General features: G+C 38.6%; 21 protein-coding genes. 13 read left to right on the forward strand and 8 right to left on the reverse strand.

Annotated features, from left to right (window positions below; all coding sequences use genetic code 11):
* Window positions 1-149: 149 nt before the first annotated feature.
* Genes ACFIKG_RS02300 through lpdA form a run of 3 tightly spaced genes read left to right on the forward strand, consistent with a single transcriptional unit; the run spans window position 150 to window position 5831 of the window.
* Window positions 150-3149, forward strand: a complete 3000-nt coding sequence (locus ACFIKG_RS02300) for a 2-oxoglutarate dehydrogenase E1 component (protein ID WP_375651669.1) — start codon at window positions 150-152, stop codon at window positions 3147-3149.
* 32 nt (window positions 3150-3181) lie between these two features.
* On the forward strand, window positions 3182-4393 hold the full coding sequence (odhB, locus tag ACFIKG_RS02305; RefSeq protein WP_375625537.1) for a 2-oxoglutarate dehydrogenase complex dihydrolipoyllysine-residue succinyltransferase: 1212 nt from the start codon (window positions 3182-3184) through the stop codon (window positions 4391-4393).
* A gap of 31 nt (window positions 4394-4424) precedes the next feature.
* Window positions 4425-5831, forward strand: a complete 1407-nt coding sequence (gene lpdA, locus ACFIKG_RS02310; protein ID WP_375625538.1) for a dihydrolipoyl dehydrogenase — start codon at window positions 4425-4427, stop codon at window positions 5829-5831.
* Window positions 5832-6919: 1088 nt separating this feature from the next.
* Here the strand turns inward: lpdA and ACFIKG_RS02315 are convergent.
* Entirely contained in the window at window positions 6920-8158 is a 1239-nt protein-coding gene (locus ACFIKG_RS02315) for a saccharopine dehydrogenase family protein (protein ID WP_015857100.1), read from the reverse strand.
* A 53-nt stretch (window positions 8159-8211) separates the two neighbouring features.
* On the reverse strand, window positions 8212-9309 hold the full coding sequence (locus tag ACFIKG_RS02320; protein WP_375651695.1) for a carboxynorspermidine decarboxylase: 1098 nt from the start codon (window positions 9307-9309) through the stop codon (window positions 8212-8214).
* A gap of 167 nt (window positions 9310-9476) precedes the next feature.
* Here ACFIKG_RS02320 and ACFIKG_RS02325 point away from each other — a divergent pair, with 167 nt between their 5' ends.
* The 7 genes from ACFIKG_RS02325 (at window position 9477) to mnhG (ending at window position 16255) form a co-directional block, all read left to right on the forward strand.
* Complete coding sequence (locus tag ACFIKG_RS02325; RefSeq protein ID WP_375625539.1) at window positions 9477-9974, forward strand: BA14K family protein; 498 nt, start codon at window positions 9477-9479, stop codon at window positions 9972-9974.
* Between the two features lie 229 nt (window positions 9975-10203).
* The gene (locus tag ACFIKG_RS02330) at window positions 10204-13125 is read left to right on the forward strand and encodes a monovalent cation/H+ antiporter subunit A (protein WP_375651670.1); all 2922 of its coding nucleotides are present in this window, start codon (window positions 10204-10206) and stop codon (window positions 13123-13125) included.
* On the forward strand, window positions 13125-13466 hold the full coding sequence (locus ACFIKG_RS02335) for a Na+/H+ antiporter subunit C (protein WP_375651671.1): 342 nt from the start codon (window positions 13125-13127) through the stop codon (window positions 13464-13466). The genes ACFIKG_RS02330 and ACFIKG_RS02335 overlap by 1 nt, the downstream gene beginning before the upstream one ends.
* On the forward strand, window positions 13466-15088 hold the full coding sequence (locus ACFIKG_RS02340) for a monovalent cation/H+ antiporter subunit D (RefSeq protein WP_375626086.1): 1623 nt from the start codon (window positions 13466-13468) through the stop codon (window positions 15086-15088). Before ACFIKG_RS02335 ends, ACFIKG_RS02340 begins: the two co-directional genes overlap by 1 nt.
* On the forward strand, window positions 15085-15570 hold the full coding sequence (locus ACFIKG_RS02345) for a Na+/H+ antiporter subunit E (protein WP_375626084.1): 486 nt from the start codon (window positions 15085-15087) through the stop codon (window positions 15568-15570). Before ACFIKG_RS02340 ends, ACFIKG_RS02345 begins: the two co-directional genes overlap by 4 nt.
* Window positions 15567-15848, forward strand: coding sequence for a K+/H+ antiporter subunit F (locus ACFIKG_RS02350; RefSeq protein ID WP_375625542.1), 282 nt, complete (start codon window positions 15567-15569; stop codon window positions 15846-15848). Before ACFIKG_RS02345 ends, ACFIKG_RS02350 begins: the two co-directional genes overlap by 4 nt.
* Window positions 15845-16255 carry a monovalent cation/H(+) antiporter subunit G gene (gene mnhG, locus ACFIKG_RS02355; protein WP_375626082.1) on the forward strand — a complete coding sequence of 137 codons (411 nt, stop codon included), beginning with the start codon at window positions 15845-15847 and terminating at the stop codon, window positions 16253-16255. The genes ACFIKG_RS02350 and mnhG overlap by 4 nt, the downstream gene beginning before the upstream one ends.
* A 16-nt stretch (window positions 16256-16271) precedes the next feature.
* Here mnhG and ACFIKG_RS02360 read toward each other — a convergent pair whose 3' ends face one another.
* The 4 genes from ACFIKG_RS02360 to ACFIKG_RS02375 all read right to left on the reverse strand — a co-directional run bounded on the left by ACFIKG_RS02360 (window position 16272) and on the right by ACFIKG_RS02375 (window position 19235).
* Complete coding sequence (locus ACFIKG_RS02360; RefSeq protein WP_375626080.1) at window positions 16272-16664, reverse strand: MliC family protein; 393 nt, start codon at window positions 16662-16664, stop codon at window positions 16272-16274.
* A 17-nt stretch (window positions 16665-16681) separates the two neighbouring features.
* A complete protein-coding gene (locus ACFIKG_RS02365) occupies window positions 16682-17077 on the reverse strand; it encodes an MliC family protein (protein WP_375625545.1) in 396 nt (131 codons plus the stop codon).
* A 417-nt stretch (window positions 17078-17494) separates the two neighbouring features.
* Window positions 17495-18628 (reverse strand): 3-dehydroquinate synthase, encoded by a 1134-nt coding sequence (gene aroB / locus ACFIKG_RS02370; RefSeq protein ID WP_375625546.1) that lies wholly within the window; start codon window positions 18626-18628, stop codon window positions 17495-17497.
* Window positions 18603-19235: a shikimate kinase gene (locus ACFIKG_RS02375; RefSeq protein ID WP_375651696.1), complete on the reverse strand. Its 633-nt coding sequence runs from the start codon at window positions 19233-19235 to the stop codon at window positions 18603-18605. The genes aroB and ACFIKG_RS02375 overlap by 26 nt, the downstream gene beginning before the upstream one ends.
* Before the next feature lie 260 nt (window positions 19236-19495).
* Between ACFIKG_RS02375 and ACFIKG_RS02380 the strand changes: the two genes are divergently transcribed.
* The 3 genes from ACFIKG_RS02380 to ACFIKG_RS02390 all read left to right on the forward strand — a co-directional run bounded on the left by ACFIKG_RS02380 (window position 19496) and on the right by ACFIKG_RS02390 (window position 22258).
* Entirely contained in the window at window positions 19496-20434 is a 939-nt protein-coding gene (locus tag ACFIKG_RS02380; protein WP_375651672.1) for a site-specific tyrosine recombinase XerD, read from the forward strand.
* 78 nt (window positions 20435-20512) lie between these two features.
* On the forward strand, window positions 20513-21469 hold the full coding sequence (locus ACFIKG_RS02385) for an acetyl-CoA carboxylase carboxyltransferase subunit alpha (protein ID WP_375651673.1): 957 nt from the start codon (window positions 20513-20515) through the stop codon (window positions 21467-21469).
* Window positions 21470-21508: 39 nt separating this feature from the next.
* Window positions 21509-22258: a L,D-transpeptidase family protein gene (locus tag ACFIKG_RS02390; RefSeq protein WP_375651674.1), complete on the forward strand. Its 750-nt coding sequence runs from the start codon at window positions 21509-21511 to the stop codon at window positions 22256-22258.
* 1564 nt (window positions 22259-23822) lie between these two features.
* Here the strand turns inward: ACFIKG_RS02390 and ACFIKG_RS02395 are convergent.
* A complete protein-coding gene (locus ACFIKG_RS02395) occupies window positions 23823-24884 on the reverse strand; it encodes a CobW family GTP-binding protein (protein ID WP_375626071.1) in 1062 nt (353 codons plus the stop codon).
* Between the two features lie 407 nt (window positions 24885-25291).
* Window positions 25292-26389: a D-alanyl-D-alanine carboxypeptidase family protein gene (locus tag ACFIKG_RS02400; RefSeq protein WP_375651675.1), complete on the reverse strand. Its 1098-nt coding sequence runs from the start codon at window positions 26387-26389 to the stop codon at window positions 25292-25294.
* Between the last annotated feature and the right edge of the window lie 27 nt (window positions 26390-26416).

The raw sequence follows: 26416 nt of genomic DNA on the forward strand, positions 1-26416 counted from the left end.
GAATAAGAAAAAGTTCTTAGATTCAGGTGAAAAAACTTGAGTATAAAAAGGTAAAATTTTTTTGAATGTTTGAATCATTGCTTGTTTTGTAAGCATTAAAAGGTCGAAAAGAGATATAAGGAGACGGAATAGATGTTCCGGAGAGGTATATGGCAAGGCAGGACGAAATAAATAGCCTTTTTGCACAGACATCATTTCTTTATGGTGGCAATGCGGATTATATAGATCAGCTTTATGCTCAATATGAAAAAGATCCTACCAGTGTTGATTCACAGTGGCGTGCTTTTTTTGAAGGACTTCATGATAATAAAGAAGATGTTCTCAGAAATGCTGAAGGGGCGACATGGCAAAGTGATCATTGGCCAGTAAAGGCAAATGGAGAATTGGTTTCTGCTCTTGATGGTGATTGGTCTTCTCTTGAAAAATATCTTGGTGATAAATTAAAGGAAAAAGCAATAACAGGTGCTGCACAAAAGGGAAAAACTTCCAGTGAGCAAGATGTTATTTGTGCAACACGTGATTCCGTTCATGCAATTATGATGATTCGTGCTTTTCGAGCACGGGGGCATCTTCGGGCAAAGCTTGACCCTCTTCAATTGGCCGAAAAACAAGAAGATTATAAGGAACTTTCTCCAGAAGCTTATGGTTTTACTCCAGCTGATTATGAGCGTCCCATTTTTATTGATAATGTTTTAGGGTTGGAATATGCAACTATTCCACAAATGCTTGAAATTCTCAACCGTACTTATTGTTCAACAATCGGTGTGGAATATATGCATGTTTCTGATCCGGTTCAGAAAGCATGGCTTCAAGAACGCATTGAAGGGCGAGATGAAAAAATTTCTTTCACACAACAAGACAAGAAAGCTATCCTTAATAAGCTTATTCAGGCGGAAGGTTTCGAACAGTTTTTAGACACTAAATATAAAGGTACAAAGCGTTTTGGACTCGATGGTGGTGAAGCGCTGATTCCCGCTCTTGAACAGATTATCAAATGTGGTAGTGCTTTAGGGGTTAGGGAAGTTATTTTAGGAATGGCACATCGTGGTCGTTTAAATGTTCTTTCACAAGTTCTTGCCAAGCCGCATAGGGCTATTTTTCATGAGTTCAAAGGGGGATCTTATAAGCCTGATGATGTGGAGGGATCCGGTGATGTCAAATATCATTTGGGAACTTCAGCTGATCTTGAATTTGATGGTAAAAAAGTTCATTTATCGCTGTTGGCCAATCCATCTCATCTTGAGATTGTTGATCCGGTTGTTATAGGAAAAGCACGCGCTAAACAAGATCAACTTATGGGACCTGCGTATACTGATTTACTCTCATTAAGTGAGCGTTCAAAAGTGATGCCATTGCTTATTCATGGTGATGCTGCTTTTGCAGGACAAGGCGTTATCCAAGAAACTTTTGGTCTTTCAGGTCTTAAAGGTTATCGTGTTGCAGGCTCACTTCATGTGATTATCAATAATCAGATTGGTTTTACAACATCTCCGCGTTTTTCACGTTCTTCGCCTTATCCATCAGATGTTGCAAAAATGATTGATGCACCAATTTTCCATGTGAATGGTGATGATCCTGAGGCAGTTGTTTTTGTTGCAAAAATAGCAACAGAGTTTCGCCAAATTTTCCATAAACCAGTGGTTATTGATATGTTTTGTTATCGCCGTTATGGGCATAATGAAGGTGATGAGCCTTCCTTTACGCAGCCACTTATGTACAAGGCAATTCGTAATCATAAAACAACACTTCAACTTTATAGTGACCAATTGGTAGCAGAAGGGGTGATTTCTCTAGAAGAGATTGAGCAACAAAAAAAATTATGGCGCGATAAGCTTGAAGGTGAATTTGAAGCAAGTGCTTCTTATAAGCCTAATAAGGCTGATTGGCTTGATGGAAGCTGGACGGGACTCAAAGCTTTTAGTAGTTCTGATGAGCAACATTCTAGAACAACCGGTGTTGAATTAAAAATTTTAAAGGAAATTGGTCAAAAAATTGTCGAAATTCCGGCAGATTTTCACGTTCACAAAACCATTCAACGTTTTTTAAATAATCGTGCTAAAATTTTTGAAACCGGTGAGGGTGTTGACTGGGCAACCGCTGAAGCTCTAGCTTTTGGTTCGCTTTGTTTGGAAGGAGCACCGGTTCGTCTTTCCGGTGAGGATGTTGAACGGGGAACTTTTTCGCAACGTCATTCAGTTCTTTATGACCAAGAAAATGAGGCGCGTTATATTCCTTTGAATCATTTACAAAAGGGGCAAGCGCTTTATGAAGTTGTTAATTCTATGCTTTCTGAAGAAGCTGTTCTTGGTTTTGAATATGGATATTCTCTTGCTGAACCACGTGGTTTAACGCTTTGGGAAGCGCAATTTGGTGATTTCTCCAATGGTGCACAGGTCATTTTTGACCAATTTATTTCTTCTGCGGAGCGTAAGTGGCTTCGTATGTCTGGTCTTGTGTGTTTATTGCCTCATGGTTTTGAAGGGCAAGGGCCGGAGCATTCTTCTGCACGTTTAGAACGGTTTCTTCAACTTTGTGCGGAAGATAATATGCAGGTTGCTAATTGTACAACCCCTGCAAATTATTTTCATATTTTGCGTCGACAAATTAAGCGTGATTTCCGTAAGCCATTGATTTTGATGACACCGAAATCACTTTTACGTCATAAGCGAGCTGTTTCTCTTCTCAATGAAATGGGGCCAGAAACAAGTTTCTGTCGTGTTTTGCTTGATGATGCAGAATGTCTCAAAGATTCTGTCATTAAGTTGCAAAAAGATAATAAAATTCGCCGTGTCGTTCTTTGTACTGGTAAGGTTTATTACGACCTTTATGAAGAACGTGAAAAAAAGGGTATTGATGATGTTTACCTCCTTCGTGTTGAACAACTTTATCCTTTCCCTGCTAAAGTTTTGGTGAATGTGTTGTCGCGCTTTTTGCAGGCGGAAGTTTTTTGGTGCCAAGAGGAACCAAAAAACATGGGGGCTTGGTCATTTATTGAGCCTTATTTGGAATGGGTTTTGACGCATATTAATGCGCAATATTCACGTGCTCGTTATGCAGGACGTCCTGCGAGTGCGTCACCGGCCTCTGGGTTAATGGTGAAACACCTTGAACAACTGGCTGCGTTTCTTAAAGACGCGTTAGGTTCTTAATTTATTACTACTCTGATGTATGGAAAAATATTATGACTACTGAAATTCGTGTTCCTACTTTGGGCGAATCGGTTACCGAAGCAACGATTGGCAAATGGTTTAAAAAACTTGGCGAAGCTGTCGCTATGGATGAGCCTTTGGTTGAATTAGAAACTGATAAGGTAACCGTTGAAGTTCCTTCTCCTGTTGCGGGAAAATTATCTGAAATCATTGCAAAAGAAGGCGATACGGTTGAAGTAAATGCTCTTTTAGGAGTGGTGGAAGCTGGAGAAGCTGGTGTCTCCCAATCATCTTCACCTTCTGCTACACTTGTTCCAGCAGCTTCATCTGAATCGGAGAAGCCTGCTTCGAGCAGTACAATGCCTCCTTCTCCTTCAGCAGCAAAATTGATGGCTGAAAATAATGTTGCAAAAAGCGATATTTCAGGTTCTGGAAAACGTGGACAAATTCTTAAAGAAGATGTTCTTGGTGGATTAAAACAAAGTACAAATGCTCCTACACCCTCTTCTTCTGCGACGAGTTCTTCGGCAACTCCTGTTCAAGAAACACGTGAAGAGCGGGTTCGTATGACGAAATTGCGTCAAACAATTGCTCGCCGTCTTAAAGATGCACAAAATATAGCAGCAATGTTAACCACATTTAATGAGGTTGATATGTCAGCGGTGATGGATTTGCGCAAGCGTTATAAGGATCTTTTTGAAAAGAAACATGGTGTTAAACTTGGTTTTATGGGTTTTTTTACCAAGGCTGTTTGTCATGCATTAAAAGAACTTCCCGCTGTTAATGCCGAGATTGATGGGACAGATATTGTTTACAAAAACTATGTCAATGTCGGAATTGCTGTTGGAACGGATAAAGGGCTTGTTGTTCCAGTGGTGCGAGATGCAGATCAAATGTCATTGGCAGAGATTGAAAAAGAGATTGGGCGTTTGGGGCGTCTTGCGCGTGATGGAAAATTAGCCGTTTCTGATATGCAGGGCGGAACTTTTACCATTACCAATGGTGGTGTGTATGGATCGTTGATGTCAACACCGATTTTGAATGCACCACAATCTGGTATTTTGGGAATGCATGCGATTAAAGAGCGAGCAATGGTTGTTGAGGGCCAAGTTGTGATCCGCCCCATGATGTATTTAGCGCTTTCTTACGATCACCGTATTGTGGATGGGCAAGAAGCTGTAACTTTCCTTGTACGTGTTAAGGAAAGCTTAGAGGATCCGGAACGCCTTGTTCTTGATTTGTAAAATACAGTTTTCAGGATGAAAGGAGAAACGGATGTCTTATGATGTGGCTGTGATCGGAGCAGGTCCAGGAGGTTATGTAGCAGCAATAAAGGCTGCACAACTGGGGCTTAAAGTAGCGATTATTGAAAAGCGTACAACATTAGGAGGAACATGTCTCAATGTTGGTTGTATTCCTTCTAAAGCATTGTTGCATGCTTCAGAAGTGTTTTCTGAAACCCAGCATGGTTTTGAAACGCTTGGTATTTCTATTGGTAAATCTAAGCTTAATCTTGAACAAATGATGGTTCATAAGAAAGCTGTGGTGACAGCCAATACAAGTGGTGTTTCTTTTTTGATGAAAAAAAATAAAGTTGATACTTTTTTTGGGACAGCCAAAATTTTGAGTGCGGGTCATGTGGAGGTTGTTGCCAGAGATGGTAATAAACAAACAATTGAAACAAAAAATATTATTATTGCTACCGGTTCAGAGAGTTCAGGCATTCCAGGGGTGAATGTTGAAATTGATGAAAAGACTATTGTTTCTTCTACGGGAGCTCTTTCACTTGAAAAAGTACCAGAGCATATGATTGTAGTGGGTGCTGGTGTTATTGGTTCAGAACTTGGATCAGTTTGGAGCCGTTTAGGTGCTAAAGTTACCATTATTGAGTATCTTAATAAAATTTTGGGCTCAATGGATGGTGAAGTTTCACGGCAATTTCAGAAATTAATGGAAAAACAGGGGATAGAATATAAAACGGGAACAAAAGTAACAGCTGTTACACAATCCGGCTCAACTGCTCAGGTGACTTTTGAAGCCGTCAAAGGTGGCGCAGCTGAAACTTTAGAGGCTGATGTTGTGCTTATTGCTACTGGACGTTCTCCGTATACGGAGGGGCTTGGCTTACAAGAGGCTGGTGTTCAGTTAGATGAACGCGGATTTATTGCAATTGATGCTCATTGGCAGACGAATGTTCCAGGAATTTATGCGATTGGTGATGTCGTAAAAGGGCCAATGTTAGCGCATAAAGCAGAGGAAGAAGGCGTTGCTGTGGCAGAAATTTTGGCAGGTCAAAAAGGGCATGTTAATTTTGATGTCATTCCTAGTGTTGTTTATACGCAGCCGGAAATTGCGAGTGTAGGAAGGACAGAAGAAGAGCTAAAAACTGCTGGTATTGAATATAATGTTGGCAAATTTCCTTTTATGGCTAATGGTCGTGCACGTGCAATGCAAAAGAGTGATGGGTTCGTTAAAATCCTTTCTGATAAAAAAACAGATCGGGTATTAGGGGGGCATATTCTTGGATTTGGTGCTGGTGAAATGATCCATGAAATTGCAGTTTTAATGGAATTTGGTGGTTCATCAGAAGATCTGGGGCGTTGTTGCCACGCACATCCTACTTTATCAGAAGCCGTGCGTGAGGCAGCTTTGGCAACATTTGCTAAACCACTTCATATTTAAAAAGCTTTTAAAAAGTACATTTTAAAAGGCATAGGAGGCAGAAAATATTTGTGAAGCATACAACAACATTTTAAAACTTTAAAAAGGAATACAACCAATTATATTGAAATATTCCGTTTGTTGTATGCTTTTCGATAATTACTGTTTTAAAATTCAGTTGTGTAGTTTTTATTGATTATCCTGTTGTGCATTATCGTTTAGAGCGGTGGTGTTTGTTTGGTTTATGTAAAGTTTTACATATGGGGTGGTTTTTTATACTATTATAAAATATTTAAGATAGGATTCTGAGTCCATTTGCGTGCTTTGTTTTAAGAAAACATTTCTTAAAATGCACAAATCCACTTCGCGATGGTGCTCGTGAATGGTATAGCTGTAAAGTTCCTCTTGAAATATATAAAATTCATTCAAATTGTTATAAGACCTATTTGTGCATCATCATCTTTATGTTTAGTAAACGTATACGCTGACGTTATAATGCACTTTTTCAGTTCTCAATATTGCTAAAGCTCTTTATTATTTGAGAGTTTTCATAAGAGAAATTTTTATTCTTTTCTTTTATCATTTTTGCTTACACGCTTGCTTTGTTTGTAATGTGCAGGAAAAGGCTTTAATTGATTTAATGTGAGAGAGTTTGTGATAAGAGAATCTTATAATATTCAGCGTTATGAAACAAGTTGAAAATGATATTTGTTGTTATAAATCAATGTTTTATATATGAAAATGAATCATGTGAAGAGGGAAGCCAAGAGGAATTCGCTCAAAGAAATTTAATTGTTTAATGATTGGAGTGGGTTAAGGATCTTTGTCATTTAAGATAAAGAGGGGAGGGATTGAATATTCTACAAAATACCACTCTTTTTTAAAAGAGCGGTATTTTTATATCTTTTCTTGATCATTGCTTGTTATGTCTTAGAAAGATGATATGTCTCTTCTTTAAGGTTGTTAAGAAATCGTAATGTTGCCAAAATATAACGAATAGCTAAAATTTTTTTGAAAACCATAATTACATGAGAATATTAAGTTTGTTTTCATTGGGCAGTTTTCTGATAACTTAAAAAATCAAGCATATGCTTTCTATAGGTATAAATTTAAAATTCTAATTTTTTATCCTCTTGTTGTTCTCTTATAAAAGTGGGAAGCCCCATACGATCAAGATATTTAAGGAAAGGGCGGGGTGGTAATTCCTCTACATTGACCATAGTCTTAACATCCCATTCGCCTGTAGCAATGAGAAGGGCTGTAGCAGCGGCTGGTACGCCAGCGGTATAGGAAATGCCTTGTGCTCCAGTTTCATGAAAAGCTTGTTTGTGATCGGCTATATTATAGATAAAAATTTCTCGCAGGTGTCCATCTTTTTCGCCTTTAATAAGATCTCCGATACAGGTTTTTCCTGTGTAGTCTGGGGCGAGAGAGGAAGGGTCGGGTAAGACGGCTTTCACGACTTTCAAGGGCACGACTTCTTGACCTTCTGCCGTTTTAATCGGTTGTTCGGATAAGAGTCCGAGGTTTTTTAGAACCGTAAAAACAGTGATATAACGTTCACCAAATCCCATCCAGAAACGGACATTCTCCACATCGAGATTTTTTGATAATGAATGAATTTCATCATGTCCCGTCATATAGGCTTTTTGTTTTCCAACAACGGGAAGATCCCATTCATGGCTGACTTCAAACATTTTATTGGAAGTCCATTTTTTATTTTGCCATGACCATACTTGTCCTGTAAACTCACGGAAGTTAATTTCTGGATCAAAATTTGTAGCAAACCAACGCCCATGATTTCCGGCATTAATATCAATAATATCAATATCTGTGATTTTATCAAAATAATTATCACGCGCTAATGCTGCGTAAGCATTCACTACACCTGGGTCAAAACCTGCTCCTAAAATAGCGGTTATACCAGCTTTTTCACATTCTTGACGCCGAGGCCATTCATAATTGCCATACCAAGGAGGTGTTTCACAGATTTTCAACGGGTCTTCATGAATCGCTGTATCGATATAAGCGCATTTGGTTTCAATACAAGCTGAAAGAACAGACATATTAAGAAAGGCAGAACCAACATTAATGACAATTTCGCATTTGGTTTTTTGGATGAGCTTTATAGTTTCTTCTACATTCATGGCATTGAGCGAATGGCTTTTGAGAACACCCTGTTCTTTCATTGTGTTTTTTTCTTTAATGGAAGCAATGATGGCTTCACATTTTTTGAGTGTTCGTGAAGCAATGTGAATTTCACCAAGAATATCGTTGTTTTGAGCACATTTGTGTGCAACAACTTGTGCAACACCTCCAGCACCAATAATGAGAACATTTTTTTTCATTGTAGGTTCATCTCCTTTTTAATACTGTTGTATGACGTTTTTATGGTTGATCTTTATGAAAGGCTTTTCTGATAGTCGTTATAGCTGAATTGGCGTTGAAGTGTTAGTGTACCATCGCATTCTTTGAGAACAATAGCAGGCATTGTAACGCCATTAAACCAGTTTTTCTTGACCATTGTATAACCTGCTGCATCCTGAAAAGACAGCCTATCACCTATTTTAAGAGGTTTTTGAAATTGAAATGTTCCAAAAATATCGCCAGCAAGACAAGATTTTCCACAAATCATAATTTCGTGTGGTCCTTGATTGGGTTCTAATTTGGCATTTTCACGATAAATGAGAAGATCAAGCATATGTGCTTCAATTGAGCTATCAACGATGGCAAGATTCTTTTCATTATATAATGTGTCAAGAACACTTACTTCCAGTGTGGTGCTTTTGGTGATAGCAGCTTCTCCTGGTTCTAGAAAAAGAGTAACACCATAGGTTTTAGAAAATTGTTTTAAGCGTTTTGCGAAAGCTTCTAAAGGATAATTTTCAGCGGTAAAATGGATTCCGCCACCAAGGCTTATCCAGTCAACAGCAGAAAAAAGTTCTGCAAATTTTTCTTCCATGTGATTCAGCATTTGATTAAAAAGATTAAAATCAGCATTTTCGCAATTGTTGTGGATCATTAGGCCATTGATGAGGGGTAGAACTTCTTTTATAGCGCTTTGATTGGTTTCGCCTAAGCGGCTAAAAGGGCGGGAGGGATTGGCAAGATCAAAATTGGATGCGCTGATTCCTGGATTTAACCTCAAACCCCGTTGGATGGTTTTGCTAGCTTTAGAAAAACGTTGAAGTTGTTGGATTGAGTTAAAGATAATTTTGTCTGCATAGCCACAGGCTTCATCAATTTCATGATCGGCCCAAGCAACCGAATAAGCATGTGTTTCTTTGCCAAATTTTTCTCTTCCTAAACGCAGCTCATAAAGGGATGATGATGTGGTTCCATCCATGAACTCAGACATTAAATCAAAAACACTCCATGTGGCAAAACATTTCAAAGCAAGTAAAATTTTAGCTCCAGACATTTCCCGTAAACGAGAAATTGTTTGCATGTTTTTGATGAGTTTCGATTTGTCTATAAGATAGTAGGGGGTTTTTATCATCATTTATTCATTCTTTTTTGAAGGATCTTATTGCCAAGATCAACGTTTAGTACAAAGAGTAACAGAATGTCTCAAGAAAAAAGAGTCTTAAGAAAAGAATCTGTTTCTGTCTAGCAAGAGAAAGGCTTTCTGTAATTACTGTTGTTTATTATTTTGAGTTTTGCGTTATGAGTATGAAAAAAAAATTATATTATGCTTTAGCTTTTGTATTGGTTAGCAGTTTTTTCATTATAACAACTACTCTTGTTAATTGGGGGAAAAATAGGAGTTATGCTAAAGCCAAACTGGTTACTCAGACTTCTGTCCAAGATAGTTCGGTGCCTTTGATTTTTACGGGGCGTAGAGAACTTAATGGTTTTAAAGGTTATCGTCATTATCGGCGTGGTTATCGTAAATATAGTGATAATTGGTGGTATCCTGAAGTGGCATTTGTTACATCACGGCACTTAAGCACAAAAGGCGCATCATTAAAAGTTGTACCAGATGCTAAAAAAGTGTTTTTAACGTCTTCTTCGGAAAAATTAGAAAAAAAAGAGCCATGGATGCTTAAACAACATATTGAATCTTGCCGTGCGCGTTATCGCTCTTATAATAAAAATGATAATAGTTTTCAGCCTTTTCACGGGGGGCGTAAACAGTGTTTATCACGCTTTTTTAAAGGATAGAAATTATTAAATAAATTTTTAATTGCTTCTTGTCGTGGGCGTTATTGTTCTTACAATAAAGAGAGAACTTGCGTGGTGCGTAGCATTTTCATGCAAGCGTTTTTTTTGAAAAATTTAAATACTTTTAAGTTTTATTAAATCTTATTATCATTAAGTGTGGAATGGGGGGAGGATATAAGTTTTTGTTTTGTCGATGACAAAATATTAAGGACAGGATGGAGTTGAAAGAATGACAACACGGGAAGCAATGTTGATATTGCTCGTTTTGCTTCCCTTTGGTGGAAGTGCTGTCATTGGCTTTTTTCGCTCGACAGCAAAAAATAATGAAGCATGGTTTGCTGGGATTGTTGCACTTTTCTGTCTTATTTTTACAATAATGCTTTATCCAGAAGTTCGCGAAAACCACATAGTGCGTTTAGATATTTCTTGGCTTTCAGAATGTGGGAGCGATTTGATTCTCCGTATAGATGGTTTGTCGTGGCTTTTTTGCTTGCTCATTACAGGAATTGGGCTGCTTGTTGTCATTTATTCACGTTATTACATGGATCCAGCAGATTCTGTACCGCGATTTTTTTCCTTTTTTTTGGCCTTTATGGGATCAATGACGGGAATAGTCTTATCAGGCAATCTCGTCTTTTTGGTTATTTTTTGGGAACTCACCAGCATTTTTTCTTTTTTGTTGATCGGCTATTGGTACCATAATGCAAGTGCGCGTGAGGGTGCGCGTATGGCTCTAACGATCACAGGTTTTGGCGGTTTTGCTCTTTTTATTGGGGTTTTATTGATTGGGTATATTGTTGGCAGTTTTGATTTGGATAAGGTGCTTCAGTCTGGAGATATGATTCGGTCAAGTTCTCTTTATAGTCCTGTCCTTATTTGTATTTTATTGGGGGGATTAACAAAAAGTGCGCAGTTTCCCTTTCATTTTTGGCTGCCCAATGCGATGGCTGCTCCAACCCCCGTATCGGCTTATTTGCATTCAGCAACCATGGTAAAAGCGGGATTGTTTTTACTTGTTCGTTTATGGCCTGTGCTTTCTGGGACAGAATCTTGGTTTTGGCTAGTTGGCTTTTCAGGACTCTCGACATTGCTTCTTGGTGCTTATTTTTCCATGTTTCAGCAAGACTTGAAAGGACTGCTTGCTTACTCGACTATTAGTCATCTTGGATTGATTACCACGCTTTTAAGCCTTGGTAGTCCACTTGCTTGTGTTGCAGCGATCTTCCATATGGCCAATCATGCTACTTTTAAAGCTTCTTTATTTATGGCTGCTGGTATTATTGATCACGAGACGGGAACACGTGATATGCGTAAATTGTCAGGGCTTTATCGCTCTATGCCTATTACAGCAACTCTCGCTTTAGTTGCAAGTGCAGCGATGGCTGGAGTTCCCTTGTTGAATGGTTTTTTATCGAAAGAGATGTTTTTTGCTGAAGCTGTTGAAACGCATATGGAATCATGGCTCGATTGGATTGCACCTTATGTAGCAACGCTGGCTAGTTTGTTTAGTGTAACCTATTCTATACGCTTTATTCATGGCGTTTTTTTGGGTCCAAAACCTGTCAATTTACCCAAAACTCCCCATGAACCACCGCATTTCATGCGTTTACCAATGGAGCTTTTGGTGTTTATTTGTTTAGCCGTTGGTATTTTTCCTAATTTAACTATAGGACCTATTTTAGATAACGCGGTCGTGTCTGTTTTAGGATCAATGACAATCCCTTATAGTTTAGCCGTTTGGCATGGGTTGAATACTCCATTAGTGATGAGTTTTGTTGCGTTATTAGGAGGCGGATTGCTCTACGCTGTCGGGCACCGTTATTTTTTATCCTGTGATGATGGAGCACCTTTTTTTCGTCACTTAAATGGACCGCGTATTTTTGAACGTATTCTCGTGATTATTTCTTGGAAATGGGCACGTGCGGTGGAATCTATTTTATCAACACGCCGTTTGCAGATACAGTTGCACTGGATTTTTTGGGTGTGTTTTGCATTTGTTGGTCTTTTACTTTGGTGCGATGGTTTCATTTCAGCGGGGGCGTTACCGCTTTTTCCAGTTGATATTCCTTTTCTTGCTCTTTGGTTAGTCGGCGGATTATGTGCGCTTTTAGTTGCTTGGCAAGCAAAGTTTCATCGTCTTGCATCACTCATGTTGTCGGGGGGAGCTGGTTTGATGACTTGTGCAACCTTTTTATGGCTTTCTGCTCCTGATTTAGCAATAACACAATTAGTTGTTGAGGTTGTTACAGTCGTCTTATTATTGCTTGGTTTACGGTGGTTGCCTAAACGTTTGCATAATCCTACACCAACGCCTGTTCGTTTTTTCGTGCGCTTGCGTCGTATCCGTGATTTCATCATAGCCCTTGTGGGAGGTGCTGGTGTAGCATGGCTCTCTTTTGCAGTGATGACACGTCCTCAAGGCACGACGATTTCTGATTTTTTTCTCACCAAGGCTTACTCTGATGCTGGTGGTCGCAATGTTGTGAATGTGTTGTTGGTTGATTTCCGTGGTTTTGATACTATGGGAGAAATTGTCGTTTTGGGTGTTGTTTCTCTCACTGTTTTTGCCCTTTTACGGCGGTTTCGTCCTGCCCCTGAAAGTATTGATGCACCTTTTCAACAACGTGTTCAAAAAGCCTTTGATATGGCACAGCCTAATCGAAATGTGGGAGATACAGTTTTGAATTATTTAGCTGTTCCTGCTGTTATTATGGGTTGGCTCTTTCCGATTATTATCGCTTTTGCTGTTTATTTATTCATGCGAGGGCATGATCTGCCAGGAGGTGGATTTGTTGGTGGTATTACTTTGGCGATAGGATTTATTTTACAATATCTTGCACGCGATATTCGGTGGGTGGAAACGCATTTGAGAGTTTTACCTTTGCGTTGGATGGGCTTTGGCTTATTGTTGTCAGTCGTAACGGGGATGGGCTCTTGGTTTTTTGGATATCCTTTTTTAACATCCTTTTTTCGATATATTCATTTTCCGTTAATTGGAAAAGTTCCCATGGCATCTGCTTTTTTGTTTGATTTTGGTGTGCTTTCTCTTGTGTTAGGAGCAACTGTTCTCATTTTAATTGCACTTGCACACCAGTCAATTCGGAGTTACCGAATCGGGAAGAAACCTGTTTTGAAAGAGAAGGAAAATTAATGGAAATTGTTCTTTCTTTAGGTATTGGTATTCTTGTTGGATCAGGAATTTGGCTTATTTTACGTCCACGCACTTTTCAAGTCATTCTTGGTTTGTCTTTGATTTCCTATGGTGTCAATCTTTTTATGTTTTCAATGAGTAGACCGCGTAGTAATGCTGCGCCAATTGTTGATCCTACTGTTGTTATTAATCCAGCTAATTATGTCGATCCTCTCCCTCAAGCTTTAGTTTTAACTGCGATTGTGATTGGTTTTGCAACGACAGCTTTATTTTTAGTTATTCTCTTGGTTTCACGCGGTTTAACGGGTTCAGATCACGTTGATGGACGTGAGGTGCAGTGATGGAAGTAGGGGTGCATCATCTCCTTATTTTGCCTATTCTTTTGCCGTTAATCACTGGAGCTGCTCTACTTTTCTATGATGAACGGCGTTCGAAATTTAAATCATTGATTAGTCTTTTTTCGGCGGGATTGTCGGTCGTTATTGCTGTTTTATTAATTATACGTACTCTTGAAATAGCGCCGGCTTGTGATGTTTATCGGCTTGGCAATTGGCCCTCTTCCTTCGGAATTGTTTTGGTCCTTGATCGTTTAAGCGCCATGATGCTTTTACTTTCAAGCTTGTTGGTGACTAGCGTACTGGTTTTTGCGCGGGCTTATTGGTACAAAGCGGGTTCTCATTTTCAGTCACTGATGCAATTTTTTATGGTGGGGATAAATGGCGCTTTTTTGACCGGTGATTTATTTAATTTATTTGTATTTTTTGAAGTTATGTTAACGGCTTCCTATGGGCTTGCTTTGCATGGTTCTGGTCAGGCACGCGTACGCGCAGGGTTGCATTATGTCGTGGTTAATCTTGTTGCTTCATTACTTTTTTTAGTTGGTACAGCACTCATTTATGGAGTCGCTGGTACTCTTAATATGGCCGATTTGGCTGTTAAAATAAAATATATATCTTCTACAGATATTGTTTTGTTCGAAATAGGTGTTGCACTTCTAGGTATTGCTTTTTTGCTTAAGGCTGGTATGTGGCCGCTTAATTTTTGGTTGGTGCCAACTTATAGTGCAGCAGTAGCGCCTGTTGGAGCTTCTTTTGCGCTTTTGAGCAAGGTGGGTATTTATATTATTTTACGTTTAACGCTGCTGTGGTTTGGTCCTGAAAGTGAATATTTTAACCATTTTGGTCATACCGTTTTGTTTTATGGTGGGTTGGCCACTATGATTTTTGGTTTTATTGGGGTATTGGCGAGTCAAGTTTTAGTGCGTTTGGTAGCTTATAGTGTTCTTGTCTCTTCTGGTACATTGTTGGCAGCAATAGGGATCGGCAATGCAGCACTGACAGCAGGTGCTCTTTTTTATATTGTTTCTTCAACTTTAGCACTGGGAGCTTTTTTTCTTTTGGTAGAGTTGGTTGAACGCTGTCAAGATGTGGCTGCTAATGTTCTGGCTGTCACAATGGAGGTTTATGGTGATGATGAAGAGGAGGAAGAAGATGAAGTTGGCACATATTTCCCTGTAACCTTGGCAATTCTTGGGGCTTGTTTTGGTATTTGTGCCATTTTGATTATTGGATTGCCACCTTTTTCTGGTTTTGTTGCTAAACTTATGATGTTCATGGCAGTTTTAAACCATAGTAGAGAGGATTTTTTTGCCTCTCTTCCGGTTTATCACGATTGGCTTTTTGTGGTTTTTGTTACCCTCTCTGGTTTTGCAGCTTTGATTGCACTGACACGAACGGGGATTCGAACTTTTTGGGTTTCTCTTGAAGGTCGCGTTCCCCGTGTGCAGGTGATAGAATTTGCACCTATTGCTGTTCTTCTTGCTTTGTGTTTTCTTATAACAATTGTAGCCGGTCCTGTTAGTCATTATATGTCTGAAACTGCTAAGACTTTGTATGAACCTCAGAATTATATTGGGAGCGTTTTAACGGATTTTTCTCTCGAAAAGAGGGAGATGAATAAATGAATCGTTTTTGTCCTTCTCCTTTTTTCAGTGGTGTCATTGTCCTTATGTGGCTTATTTTAAATGGTTTTAGTTTAGGGCAATTGCTTTTAGCCATTATAACCGCTTTGTTTTGTGGTTGGATGATACGGCTCCTTGAACCGGAGAAGGTTGCTATTAAAAGTTGGAGTGCGGTTTTTCGTCTTATTTTTCGAGTCTTAATAGATTCTATATCCTCAAATATCTCGGTCGCTTGGTTTGTTTTAACAAAAAGGTCTCGAAAACAGCGATCTGGCTTTATTGTAGTGCCTCTTCTGCTTCATAATCGCACTGCTTTGGCTATTTTAGCGTGCATCCTTTCGGCAACTCCTGGAACGGCTTGGGTTGCCTATAATAGTAAAAAGGGTGAGCTTTTGCTCCATGTCTTAAATTTAAAAAAAGGATATAATTATCAACGATTGATAAAACAACGGTATGAGCAATTACTTTTGGAGATTTTCTTATGAGTATGGTGATCCTTTATTGGGGGCTTTTCTTTTCACAGTTTTTTTTAAGTTTGGCGGTGATCTTCGCATTGTTTCGGTTGATTCGTGGTCCACGGGCACAGGATAGAATTGTTGGTTTGGATGCTCTTTATATAACCACTGTTCTTTTGTTTCTTACATTCGATATCCGTTCAGGAACAACCATTTATTTTGTTGCTGCTCTCATTATTGGGTTGTTGGGGTGTGTATCAAGCATCGCTTTAGCGAAGTTTCTTATGCGGGGGGAGATTATTGAATGAAAGATGACGTATCGCTTGTGGTGGCTATTGCTATCACGGTTTTCTTAATATTAGGGTCTGGATTGACACTGATCGCAACGATAGGTTTGGTGCGTTTTTCCAGTTTTTATCAGCGTTTGCATATGCTTTCAGTATGTACGAGTTGGGGCGTTGGTAGCATTCTTATTTCTTCATTTCTTTATTCAATATTTGTGGACCATTATTTTGTTTTTCATGAAGTGTTGCTGATGTTTTTTTTGTTTTTAACAGCACCGGTAGCTTCTATGTTGCTCTCACATACAGCAGCTTATCGACATCATTCAGAAGAACAGTCAGAAAAACCGCTGGCTCTTTTATTAAACCAGACGGAGGAAAAGTTACCCACGTCAGAAGGAACATCAAGCGATGAGAGCCAGCGCGGTTCTTGAAATGTAAGAACCTTCCTTATTCTATGCTTTTTTCTTCTACACAGTGGATGGGCTTTTCTTCTTTTGGATCATCAATAAGATCGTAAAATATGGCTTCATTTTTAGTTATCCACCAAATGTATTGACCACCTACATATTTTCCTCCAGAAGCGGCAATTACATTAGAACCAATGATGCGCTTACCGTTCCATTTTAAATCAACAAGCGCAATATTGCCAGCATTATGATAAGTTGCCTCAACATGCTCTTTGCTTGTTCCCATATCGCATTGATAGGAGACGGTCTCTGTTGTTGGTTCTGGATCATCTGGTACTTCAATGACTAAAGAACTTGCTAATGCATTAATTGAACCTAGGAGGAACACACTTAAAGTAATGAAAAATTGTTTAGTAAAAGAAATTTTTTTCATAATATTTCCCGTGTTATTTAAAATAATAATGTTGACTCATCTTTACAGAGGATAGGTTTTTTTTCTTCTGGATCCTGAGAAAGGTCATAAAGCATGACTTCTTTGTTCTTCTCCCACCAGATATACTGAGCTCCTGCAAATTTTGCTCCTGTCGCCGCGATGACATTAGCAGCAATGACACGATCACCGTTCCATTTGAAATCAACCAACGAAATATTGTCAGCATTAAGATAGACTGCCTCAACGCGCTCTTTACCTGTTTCAGTATCACACTGGTAGGTAATGGTCTCTGTTTTTGGCTCTGGATTGTCTGGTACCTCAATGATAAAAGAACCAGCTAAGCTATTGTTTGAGCTGAAGATTGATAAACTTAAAGCGGTGAAAAATCCTAAAATATGTAAAGTTTTTTTCATGATGCTTCCCTATATTCCTATATTGCGCACAAAGAATAATTTGATTGATACGATGGTGTCTACGGCAGGATTCGAACCTGCGACCCCAGGATTCATACCACTTCGATTTTCACCGCCAGCTTTTCACGGCTGTTTGTGGTCTGGACTGTCTCTTCACCTTGAAGCTTTTGCTCTTTAGGTGCTGCCCGTTCAGTCTCTACACCTTTCTCTCATTTGAAGAGAGACTTGGCTCGGGATTGGCATATAGTCTCCCATGAAGCTTTCCCCGAATTTGAGCAGATTCACTTTGAGGATTTCTCCTCAAAATGCCCAATTTCTTTAGGAATCCTGTGCTCTATCCTACTGAGCTACGCAGACATCATCATACTTATTCCTTTAATAGAAGTATAAAAACGAATCAATTATATTCAATATGAATTAACGAATTTCTGCTAATTTTTGTTCCAGAAAAGTCAAAACTGCTTCCGGAGAGACATTTTTTGCAATAAATGATTGACCAAGTCCGCGTGTTAAGATGAAGGTCAAATTGTTTTGCGAAACTTTTTTATCTTGAGCAATGAGAGTTATTAAACTTTCAGCATCTGGTAACTTCCCTGGGATATCCTTTAATTGTGTAGGCAAACCTATAGATTTGAAGTGTGCTTCAATGCGTTGTGTAAGTGTGGGGTTTATCAAATTTAGTTGAGCAGAAAATTGATGCGCTAGAATCATTCCAATTGCTACAGCTTCACCGTGAATTAAACGCTTTGATTCATAAGCCGTTGCTGTTTCAAGCATGTGTCCAAATGTATGGCCGAGATTTAAGAGCGCGCGCTCTCCTGTTTCTTGTTCGTCACGTGCTACAATGGCGGTTTTAAATTGGCATGAGCGGACAATGGCTTCTGTTCGCATAGGGCCATTAGAAAAGACTTCTTGTCCATTTTTTTCAAGCCATTCAAAGAAATTAGGCTGGTTAATGAGTCCATATTTGACCATTTCTGCGTAACCAGCACGAAATTCGCGCGGTGGTAGGGTATCAAGAAGACATGTGTCAGCAATAACGCATTGCGGTTGATAAAAAGTACCAATAAGATTTTTACCATATTGGCTATTGATTCCAGTTTTTCCACCAACGGAGGAATCAATTTGTGCAAGAAGCGTTGTGGGCATTTGAATGAAGTTCATACCACGGCGGATTATACTTGCCGCAAATCCTGCTAGATCGCCAATGACACCACCGCCAAAAGCAATAACACAGTCGCCTCTTTCTAAACGCGCAGCAAGAATTTGATCGATGACAACTTGCAGGGTTGAAAATGATTTTGATTGTTCTCCTGCTTCTACAATAATAGGGACAGTATGAATTTTATTTTTTGTTAACTCTGCTTGTAATATCTCCAAATGAAGGGAAGCAACATTTGTATCTGTAACAAGTGCCAAGCGCGTTGGATGAGGATCTTTTTTGTTAAGAGCATGTTTAATCTGTGAAGCAGCTTGGGCAATCAGACTCGGACCAATGATGATATCATAACAGTGTTTGTCCAGTTTAACAGTGACGGTCTTTGTTTGCATGCTGATTTTCCCTATTGTTAATTTCTGTGTATAGGTAGTGCTGTACAGATCGTATAACATTTTGTGCTACGGTATGACGGCTTTCTTTATGACTGTTAATTGTTAAGTTTGCCTTTTCATAAATAGGATAACGCTGTTCCATGAGTTTTTGCATGGTTTCTTTAGGATTGGCTGTTTGAAGCAGGGGACGTGTTGGGTGCTTTGAGACACGTTGCATGAGGATATCAAGATCGACTTTTAGCCATATGGATATGCCATTTTGATGAATGGTTTTTCGGATATTTTCATTTATGTAGGCACCACCACCTGTTGCTAAAACAAGGGGACTTTTTTTTATGAGGTTTAGAATAACACGCTGTTCAAGAGCACGAAATTCTGATTCACCATAAATTTCAAAGAGTTCAGTGATTGTCATTTGCGCAGCTTTTTCAATTTCTTGGTCAGAATCATAAAAGGGTAAACGGAGCATGGTGGCGACGCGTTTTCCGATCACTGATTTGCCTGCTCCCATAAGACCAACAAGGACAAGTGCTTTTTTATCAAGGGACGATAAGAGCTGATTCTTTATTTGTGTTATAGGGACGCGTTTTGGTCGATTGCTTTTCATAACTTTATTTCGGCATTTATCCATCTTAAAGTCAATTCCTGTTAATCTTTGTGAGGCATAATACGAGATAGAATATTTTTGGGTAGGTTATTATCTTATGCCAACATTGACCAGATTTTTGATGATTCTTTTCATTTTGCTTTCTGTTCTTTTCATTATAATGGGTGCTCTTGTGGTTTGGGTTGAACCAGTAACTGTGGATATGTACATCGATGTTCCCTTGGATTCATGGAATCTTTCTACGGAAGCGAATCAATGAAATGAAAAGTGGTGCTGTGATAGATCATTTTCTTGAGATGATGAGCGCGGAGAGAGGAGCTTCACCTCATACGCTTGCGGCTTATCAGCATGATTTGCAGTGGGCACAAGACGAATTGTCTTCACACTCTGTTTCGCTTTTTTCAGCACAAAAAGAAGATTTAATTGCCCTTTTGTCGCTTATGCATACTTTTGGTTTTGCAGCATCGTCACAAGCACGCCGTTTATCGACTTTGCGTCAGTTTTATCAATTCCTTTATGCTGAAGGGTTGAGAGCAGATGATCCCTCTCATGATATTGATGCACCTCGTCAGGGGCGCCCTTTGCCCAAAATCATGAGTGAAGATGCAGTGATAAAATTGCTTGATTTAGCACAGTTAGAAGTCAATCAAGCAGATTATGGGTCTAAGGATTATCTGCGTGCATTGCGTCTTCAGCTATTGAGTGAAATGCTTTATGCAACAGGATTACGTATTAGTGAATTGGTGAGTTTGCCTGTGCAGGCTGTTCGGGGGAAAGCATACAGCATTTTGGTTCGTGGTAAGGGCAAAAAAGAACGAATGGTGCTGTTATCAAAAAAAGCATATCAAGTTCTTTTGCAGTGGTTAAATTTACGTGATCAGGGAAAGGATGTCGCAAGTCCTTATCTTTTTCCTGCGAATTCCGAGACAGGATATATTGCTCGTCAAGTTGTTGCGCGGGAGTTGAAAAATCTCGCTAGAAGAGCAGGAATAGAAAGTGATAGCTTTTCTCCCCATGTGTTGCGCCATGCTTTTGCTAGTCATCTTTTGCAAAATGGTGCCGATTTGCGTGCAGTTCAACATTTGTTAGGTCATTCTGATATTTCTACTACTCAGATTTATACCCATGTGTTGGAAGATGGACTTTATCGTTTAGTCAATGAGCATCATCCACTTGCCGATGAGCAAAAGGCTCGTTAAAGAAAAGGTGATGTTTTTGAAAAAGACTTTATAAAGCAAATTATAAGTGTATAAGTGACACTGAATGAGTTGGTACAAATGTATAATTATCTTGATTTTGAAAAACCAGTTGCTGATCTTGATGGGAAAATTCTTGAATTAAAAAAAATTTCTCAGGAAAAAGGCAGTCTTGATATGAGTGATGAGATTGCTCGTCTTGAAGCGCGATCTCAAACAGCATTGCGCGATATTTATAAAAAATTATCGCCATGGCAAAAAACACAAGTGGCTCGTCATCCTGATCGTCCCCATTTTATGGACTATTCTAAACGCCTATTGAGTGATGTTACGCCTTTGGCAGGAGATCGCAAGTTTGCTGAAGATGAGGCTATTCAAGCTGGGTTTGCACGTTTTAGGGGAGAAGCAGTTGCTTATATCGGTCAAGAGAAAGGTCACGATACACAAACACGTTTGCGCTATAATTTTGGTTCTGCACGCCCAGAAGGATATCGTAAAGCTGTACGTATTATGGAAATGGCTGACCGCTTTGGTTTGCCACTCCTCACTTTTATTGATACTGCAGGTGCTTATCCTGGGGTAAGCGCTGAAGAACGTGGGCAAGCGGAAGCAATCGCTCAATCAACAGCTGCAACTTTGCGTTTGAAAGTTCCTGTGGTTTCCGTTGTTATTGGAGAAGGCGGTTCTGGAGGGGCGATAGCAATCGCGGCTGCCAACAAAGTTTATATGTTGGAGCACGCAATTTACTCTGTTATTTCACCAGAAGGAGCAGCTTCTATCTTATGGCGTGATCCAGCTCGTGCAAAAGATGCTGCAATGAATATGCGTATTACTGCTCAAGATTTGTATCGCTTAAAGATTATTGATGGCATTATTTCGGAACCTTTAGGAGGAGCGCATCGTGGTAAAGAGATTGTCATTGATGCAACGGGTGATGTTATTTCAGAGGCTTTAAAAGCTATGGTTGGAAAAGATGGTGAAGCTCTTAAACAAGAGCGAAGGGAAAAATACCTTCAAATTGGTCGATCTCTAACATAGGTTATTTTTGTGAGGGGTGTTGGATTGGAGTTTTATTCGATGACGTTTAGCAGATTCCTCGCTGTGTGTGTGTTGTTTGTAATGGGAATATTGACGGCATGTGGGGGGAGATTGCCAGCTTCTATTCGTGCCAAAGTTGAGCAGCCGTTGCCACAAGAAATCCAGAATAGAATGGCTTTATACGATATTGATCCTTATGCACCAATTGTAATGCGATTTTTCAAGGAAGAAAATCTTGCTGAAGTTTGGAAGCAATCTCGTTCAGGGCCTTTTATCTTGGTTGCTCGCTATGGCATTTGCAAATGGTCTGGTAAGCTTGGACCTAAATATAAAGAAGGAGATTTTCAGACACCAGAGGGGTTTTACACTATTAGCGCAAACCAAATGAATCCTTATTCAAAATATTATCTTTCTTTTAATATAGGATTTCCTAACCTTTATGATCAGGAAAATGGTCGTACAGGAAGCAATCTTATGGTGCATGGTTCTTGCTTTTCCGCAGGTTGTTATTCTATGAGTGATAAGAACATGGCTCAGATTTATGCGTTTGCACGGGATGCTTTTAAAGGAGGACAAAGAGAGTTTCAGTTGCAGGCTTTTCCTTTCCGCATGACCGAGGATAATATGTTACGTCATAGCAATGATCCTCATTATCAATTCTGGGTTATGCTTAAGAAAGGTTATGATTTTTTTGAAAAAAATCGTCAGCCTCCAACTGTTGAAGTTTATGGAAAACGTTACGTTTTTAATCGCGATATTGATAAAACTTCAGTTTCTCTAATGCAGTGAGTATTATTGTATCCTGCTGCACCGTACTATTACTTATAAATGGCGATACAGGATATGAAAAAACTTTACGCATAAGGTGTCTAAGTGGGTAGTCAATCTTTTAAAGTGCAGAGTTTTTTCATAGAGCTTTGCGTAAGTAAATTAGATGAAGTGGAAAGCCAGGAGGAATTTTCTCAAAGAAGTTGGATTGTTTGCACATCGGTAGTGGTGTTAATCGTCGTTTTTAATAAAGAGTAAGTTAACATAAAATGCGCCTCTCTTTTTATTTCTTTCAAAGAGTTTTATTCTTTCATGCTGTAAAATATTGTCTTATCATGCTGTTATATAAGATACATTCACATATTTTAAAATCCGATATTGCCTCTGTCTGATTTTTGTTTTTTGCCTCAACAGGGATTTTGATTTCAATTAGCTGGAGTAAATATAGAGTTGAGCAGAATATTTTAGAACCAAGAATTTGTCCAATCGGTTTGTGAAATGAATCACATGAAGTGGTTTGCAGATGAAGCGCATTTAGAGAGAAAACAATCTGATTACAGATTGATGGATATTAAATTTTTCATCATAACAATTTGATTTATAATAATTTATCATTTTGCAATTTGAGTTGAGGGACTCAATATCATCAGATTCTTTTATCTTAAAATCTGTTTATGATGAATTAATCGAAACCATTTTTTGCACGTCATAAAATTGAATTGGCATGTGAATAAAACTCTTAAAGAAAGGAGTACAGATATTTCTCATGAGTACTCTAAAGTACCAAGGTTTTCCAAAGCATTTTCAACTGGCAAGAGCATGAGGCTACCAGCTTGCATATTTATGGAGTAAAGATGGAGAATGGGGCTTATACATTTTATGGAGAATTTTGTATTATATTATTTGTAGGTAGCGTTTTGAAATAGGGATGATGCGTATTGAGAGACGGTTTTTTTAACGAATGCGTGAGTTCGCGATACAATGATGTTCTATTTTGTGTGAGGGTGACTATTTTACAGATAAGGGTAATATGTTAGCGTTGGAGTGTTTTTATACGTGGTCATTTTGCATCATGCGGTTTTGTAAGAGAGCTAAAAAGTTTCAATTGTGGTAGTCTATGGGAATTTTGCCGTCCAGTGAAAAGGTACGGATAATTTTATAGGAGACATTATTGTGTAGAAAGCATTGTTAAAAATGTGTATTTTCTTATTTTTTATTCCATTATGTGAATAAACTTGAATAGGAGTGTTTATAAATTTATAACATATTGATTTATAAGGATACTTTAGTGTTATTCAACTTGAATTAGAATCTTGGATACCGTAGGATTCTCCCGTTTCAAAGTTTCTCCATGTTGAATCAATTAAAACCATTTGCTTGCGCATTACAAACGGGGATAGCCGTGTGGGTAAAGCTGTGTAAGAAAAGACTAAAATGCTTTTTACGAACCGTTTCAAGTGCCAAGAGCTTTTGTTTCAACATTGGGGATTAGCAAAGTGTGTGATGATGCCGGTTTGCTCCTTTAAAAGCATAAAGATGGTGGTGCCAATGAATTTAATGGTGTATCATTGAAGGGGGGAAAAAATTAAAATTTTATTCCTGGAATGACTAGAGGATTTTCTAAGAGAGCTGTTTTGTCTGCAGTATCTATTGCTGGTTTATTAAAGAAAGCATTGAGGAGCTTTTGTATTGCTTCTTTTTCAACACCATCGGCAATGATGACAAAACGTGTTTGTTTTATTCCTTTTGGCCATTCTGACAATCTTATGGGAGGATGAAAAAATGTTTGTACGCCATGTAATATAAGTGGGCGATAAGGGTCATCACGCAATGCGATAATTGCTTTAATACGTAATAATTTTGTACCATAACGCTCTTGTAGGATATCTAAAAAAGCTTCAATTGTGGCGTAATCAACAGGACCCTCACAGTTGAGTGAAAAGGTACGAATGGTTTTATGGGGGGTATGATCATGTGGGGTATTCGTAAGATTTTGTTTAAGTTTTGTATTTTCTACTTTTTCATCCCATAATGTGTTATTTATTAATAGCTTTGAACAGAAATCTTCAGAATGGGCGTCAATGATTTGTGCTGTAGGATTAATCGTTTTAAGTGTGTTAAGGAGCGTATCTGAAAGCGTTTGTTGAGCCATAAGGTCTGTTTTGGTGAGAATAATTTTATCAGCAAATATTAATTGTTTATATATTTCAGGATAGCGCTCACATATGGAAAGTGTGCTTAATGTATCGAATGTTGCAAGAACAGCATTTATAGACAATGTTTGAATAAACAACGGGTGGCTTAAAAGTATTTGTAAAATAGGGGCGGGATCAGCCATCCCTGTGGTTTCAATGATAATATGATGGAGTTGTTTGATCTGTCCTGTCTGAACGCGATTTATTAAATCAATTAATGTATCGATGAGATCACTGCGTAAATTGCAGCATAAGCAACCATTGGCAAGCTCAATAATTCCTTCTGTCGTTTTTTCAACCAGAAGGTGGTCAATACTGATTTCACCGAATTCATTGATGATAATAGCGCATTCTGTTAAAAGAGGGTCTTGTAACATACGGTTGAGCAAAGTTGTTTTGCCAGAGCCTAAAAAACCAGTAATAAGCGTGAGAGGGATGCGCTTTATTTTCATGTTAATCATCAATCATGGTTTCATTTAAAAAAACATATCTTAGTACGTCTAACAAATTTATAATGGTATCCGCGAGGGATATAATGGTCAATCTCCTATGAAATCCATTGTATCACTATCTTTACGCTTATAAAGTTAAGTGCACGTGGGTATATCATACACTTTTTAGCGTCAATGTTGTGATAATTCTTGGTTCTTGAAAGGACTTATAGGAAGAATTTTTATTCTTTGTTTTAATTATTTTATCTACATGTTCATCCACCTTGTGGCGCGCAAGAGACTGGTTTTTATTGATTCAACAAATACAGATTTGAAATGAGAGAATCTTACATACTTGTGATTCTGACATAAGGTACAAAATAATTAATTTATCATTATAAATCAAAGTATTATAACTAATTGTAAGGTTATGATTTATGGTTTTTTATAGAATGGTTTGCGTGCCTTTTATACGGAATATAGGGTTTTCTTAGTGGTTTTACTGTCATTTTAGGTGTTTGTGGCGTACGAATGAGGTGTACTGATAAAGGATGAGAAAAAGAAGGTGGAGCAGTGATAAAAGGAGAAGTGAGAATAATATTTCCTTGATCATCATATGAATTTGCATGCATTTTTATGGCTTCAGGTGTGCATGTTTGTTGTCTCATATTGTTGGCTTGTGTTATATTTCTCCCATAAGGTTTTAATGTTGCTAGTGTTAATTGGGGGCTTCCTTGATGCAAAAATCCTGTTTCAAGAAGTTGTGCAGCTTTTTCTTCTCTTTCACTTATGTTGTTAGCACCCAGAATGACAGCAATAATTGTACGTTTATTACGGGTGGCTGAGGCAACAAGATTAAAACCAGAGGCACAAATAAAGCCTGTTTTCATACCGTCTATTCCATAAAAACGGCCAATGAGGTTGTTTGAGTTATGCTGGATTTTTCGATTATTACCAAAATCAATGGCTGGAATAGAAAAATAATGAGCATATTGTGGAAATTCTCGACGTATCTGAACGGCTAAAAGAGCAATATCGCGTGCCGTGGAGTAGTTTTGAGAGTCTGGTAAACCACTTGCGTTCGCAAAATGCGTTCCAAACATGCCTAAACGTTTAGCTTCGCTATTCATTTTACGTACAAAATTTTTCTGTGAACCTGCAACAGCTTCACTCATGGCAATGGCTAAATCATTGGCAGATTTAACCATGGTGATACTTAAAGCTGTATCAAGTGTGAGTACGGAACCAGCTTTATAGCCTGAACGATATGAAGGAGCTTTTACGGCGTATTCGCTGATGGTGATATGTTTGTCTGGTGAAATTTCTCCTCGGCTCATGGCACGAAAAATAACATAAGCGGTCATTAATTTTGTCAAGGAAGCAGGATACCAACGCTCAAAAGCTTGATTATGTTTTAAGATATGCCCCGTTGTAACATCAACAGAAATAAAAGGCTGCGCTAGAGCAACAGCGCTCGATAAACTCAAAATCACAGAAAAAAATAAATTATAGAAGAGACGTTGCATTAATTTAAATCTAGTTCCTTCTTATTC

The organism is Bartonella sp. LB28NMGDW (assembly GCF_042194435.1).
GTDB classification, from domain to species: Bacteria; Pseudomonadota; Alphaproteobacteria; order Rhizobiales; family Rhizobiaceae; genus Bartonella; species Bartonella grahamii.

Coding starts and splice junctions, on each gene's coding strand:
- ACFIKG_RS02300 (WP_375651669.1), top strand. CDS start 150: ATGGCAAGGCAGGACGAAATAAATAGCCTTTTTGCACAGACATCATTT.
- odhB (WP_375625537.1), top strand. CDS start 3,182: ATGACTACTGAAATTCGTGTTCCTACTTTGGGCGAATCGGTTACCGAA.
- lpdA (WP_375625538.1), top strand. CDS start 4,425: ATGTCTTATGATGTGGCTGTGATCGGAGCAGGTCCAGGAGGTTATGTA.
- ACFIKG_RS02315 (WP_015857100.1), bottom strand. CDS start 8,158: ATGAAAAAAAATGTTCTCATTATTGGTGCTGGAGGTGTTGCACAAGTT.
- ACFIKG_RS02320 (WP_375651695.1), bottom strand. CDS start 9,309: ATGATAAAAACCCCCTACTATCTTATAGACAAATCGAAACTCATCAAA.
- ACFIKG_RS02325 (WP_375625539.1), top strand. CDS start 9,477: ATGAGTATGAAAAAAAAATTATATTATGCTTTAGCTTTTGTATTGGTT.
- ACFIKG_RS02330 (WP_375651670.1), top strand. CDS start 10,204: ATGACAACACGGGAAGCAATGTTGATATTGCTCGTTTTGCTTCCCTTT.
- ACFIKG_RS02335 (WP_375651671.1), top strand. CDS start 13,125: ATGGAAATTGTTCTTTCTTTAGGTATTGGTATTCTTGTTGGATCAGGA.
- ACFIKG_RS02340 (WP_375626086.1), top strand. CDS start 13,466: ATGGAAGTAGGGGTGCATCATCTCCTTATTTTGCCTATTCTTTTGCCG.
- ACFIKG_RS02345 (WP_375626084.1), top strand. CDS start 15,085: ATGAATCGTTTTTGTCCTTCTCCTTTTTTCAGTGGTGTCATTGTCCTT.
- ACFIKG_RS02350 (WP_375625542.1), top strand. CDS start 15,567: ATGAGTATGGTGATCCTTTATTGGGGGCTTTTCTTTTCACAGTTTTTT.
- mnhG (WP_375626082.1), top strand. CDS start 15,845: ATGAAAGATGACGTATCGCTTGTGGTGGCTATTGCTATCACGGTTTTC.
- ACFIKG_RS02360 (WP_375626080.1), bottom strand. CDS start 16,664: ATGAAAAAAATTTCTTTTACTAAACAATTTTTCATTACTTTAAGTGTG.
- ACFIKG_RS02365 (WP_375625545.1), bottom strand. CDS start 17,077: ATGAAAAAAACTTTACATATTTTAGGATTTTTCACCGCTTTAAGTTTA.
- aroB (WP_375625546.1), bottom strand. CDS start 18,628: ATGCAAACAAAGACCGTCACTGTTAAACTGGACAAACACTGTTATGAT.
- ACFIKG_RS02375 (WP_375651696.1), bottom strand. CDS start 19,235: ATGAAAAGCAATCGACCAAAACGCGTCCCTATAACACAAATAAAGAAT.
- ACFIKG_RS02380 (WP_375651672.1), top strand. CDS start 19,496: ATGAAAAGTGGTGCTGTGATAGATCATTTTCTTGAGATGATGAGCGCG.
- ACFIKG_RS02385 (WP_375651673.1), top strand. CDS start 20,513: ATGTATAATTATCTTGATTTTGAAAAACCAGTTGCTGATCTTGATGGG.
- ACFIKG_RS02390 (WP_375651674.1), top strand. CDS start 21,509: ATGACGTTTAGCAGATTCCTCGCTGTGTGTGTGTTGTTTGTAATGGGA.
- ACFIKG_RS02395 (WP_375626071.1), bottom strand. CDS start 24,884: ATGAAAATAAAGCGCATCCCTCTCACGCTTATTACTGGTTTTTTAGGC.
- ACFIKG_RS02400 (WP_375651675.1), bottom strand. CDS start 26,389: ATGCAACGTCTCTTCTATAATTTATTTTTTTCTGTGATTTTGAGTTTA.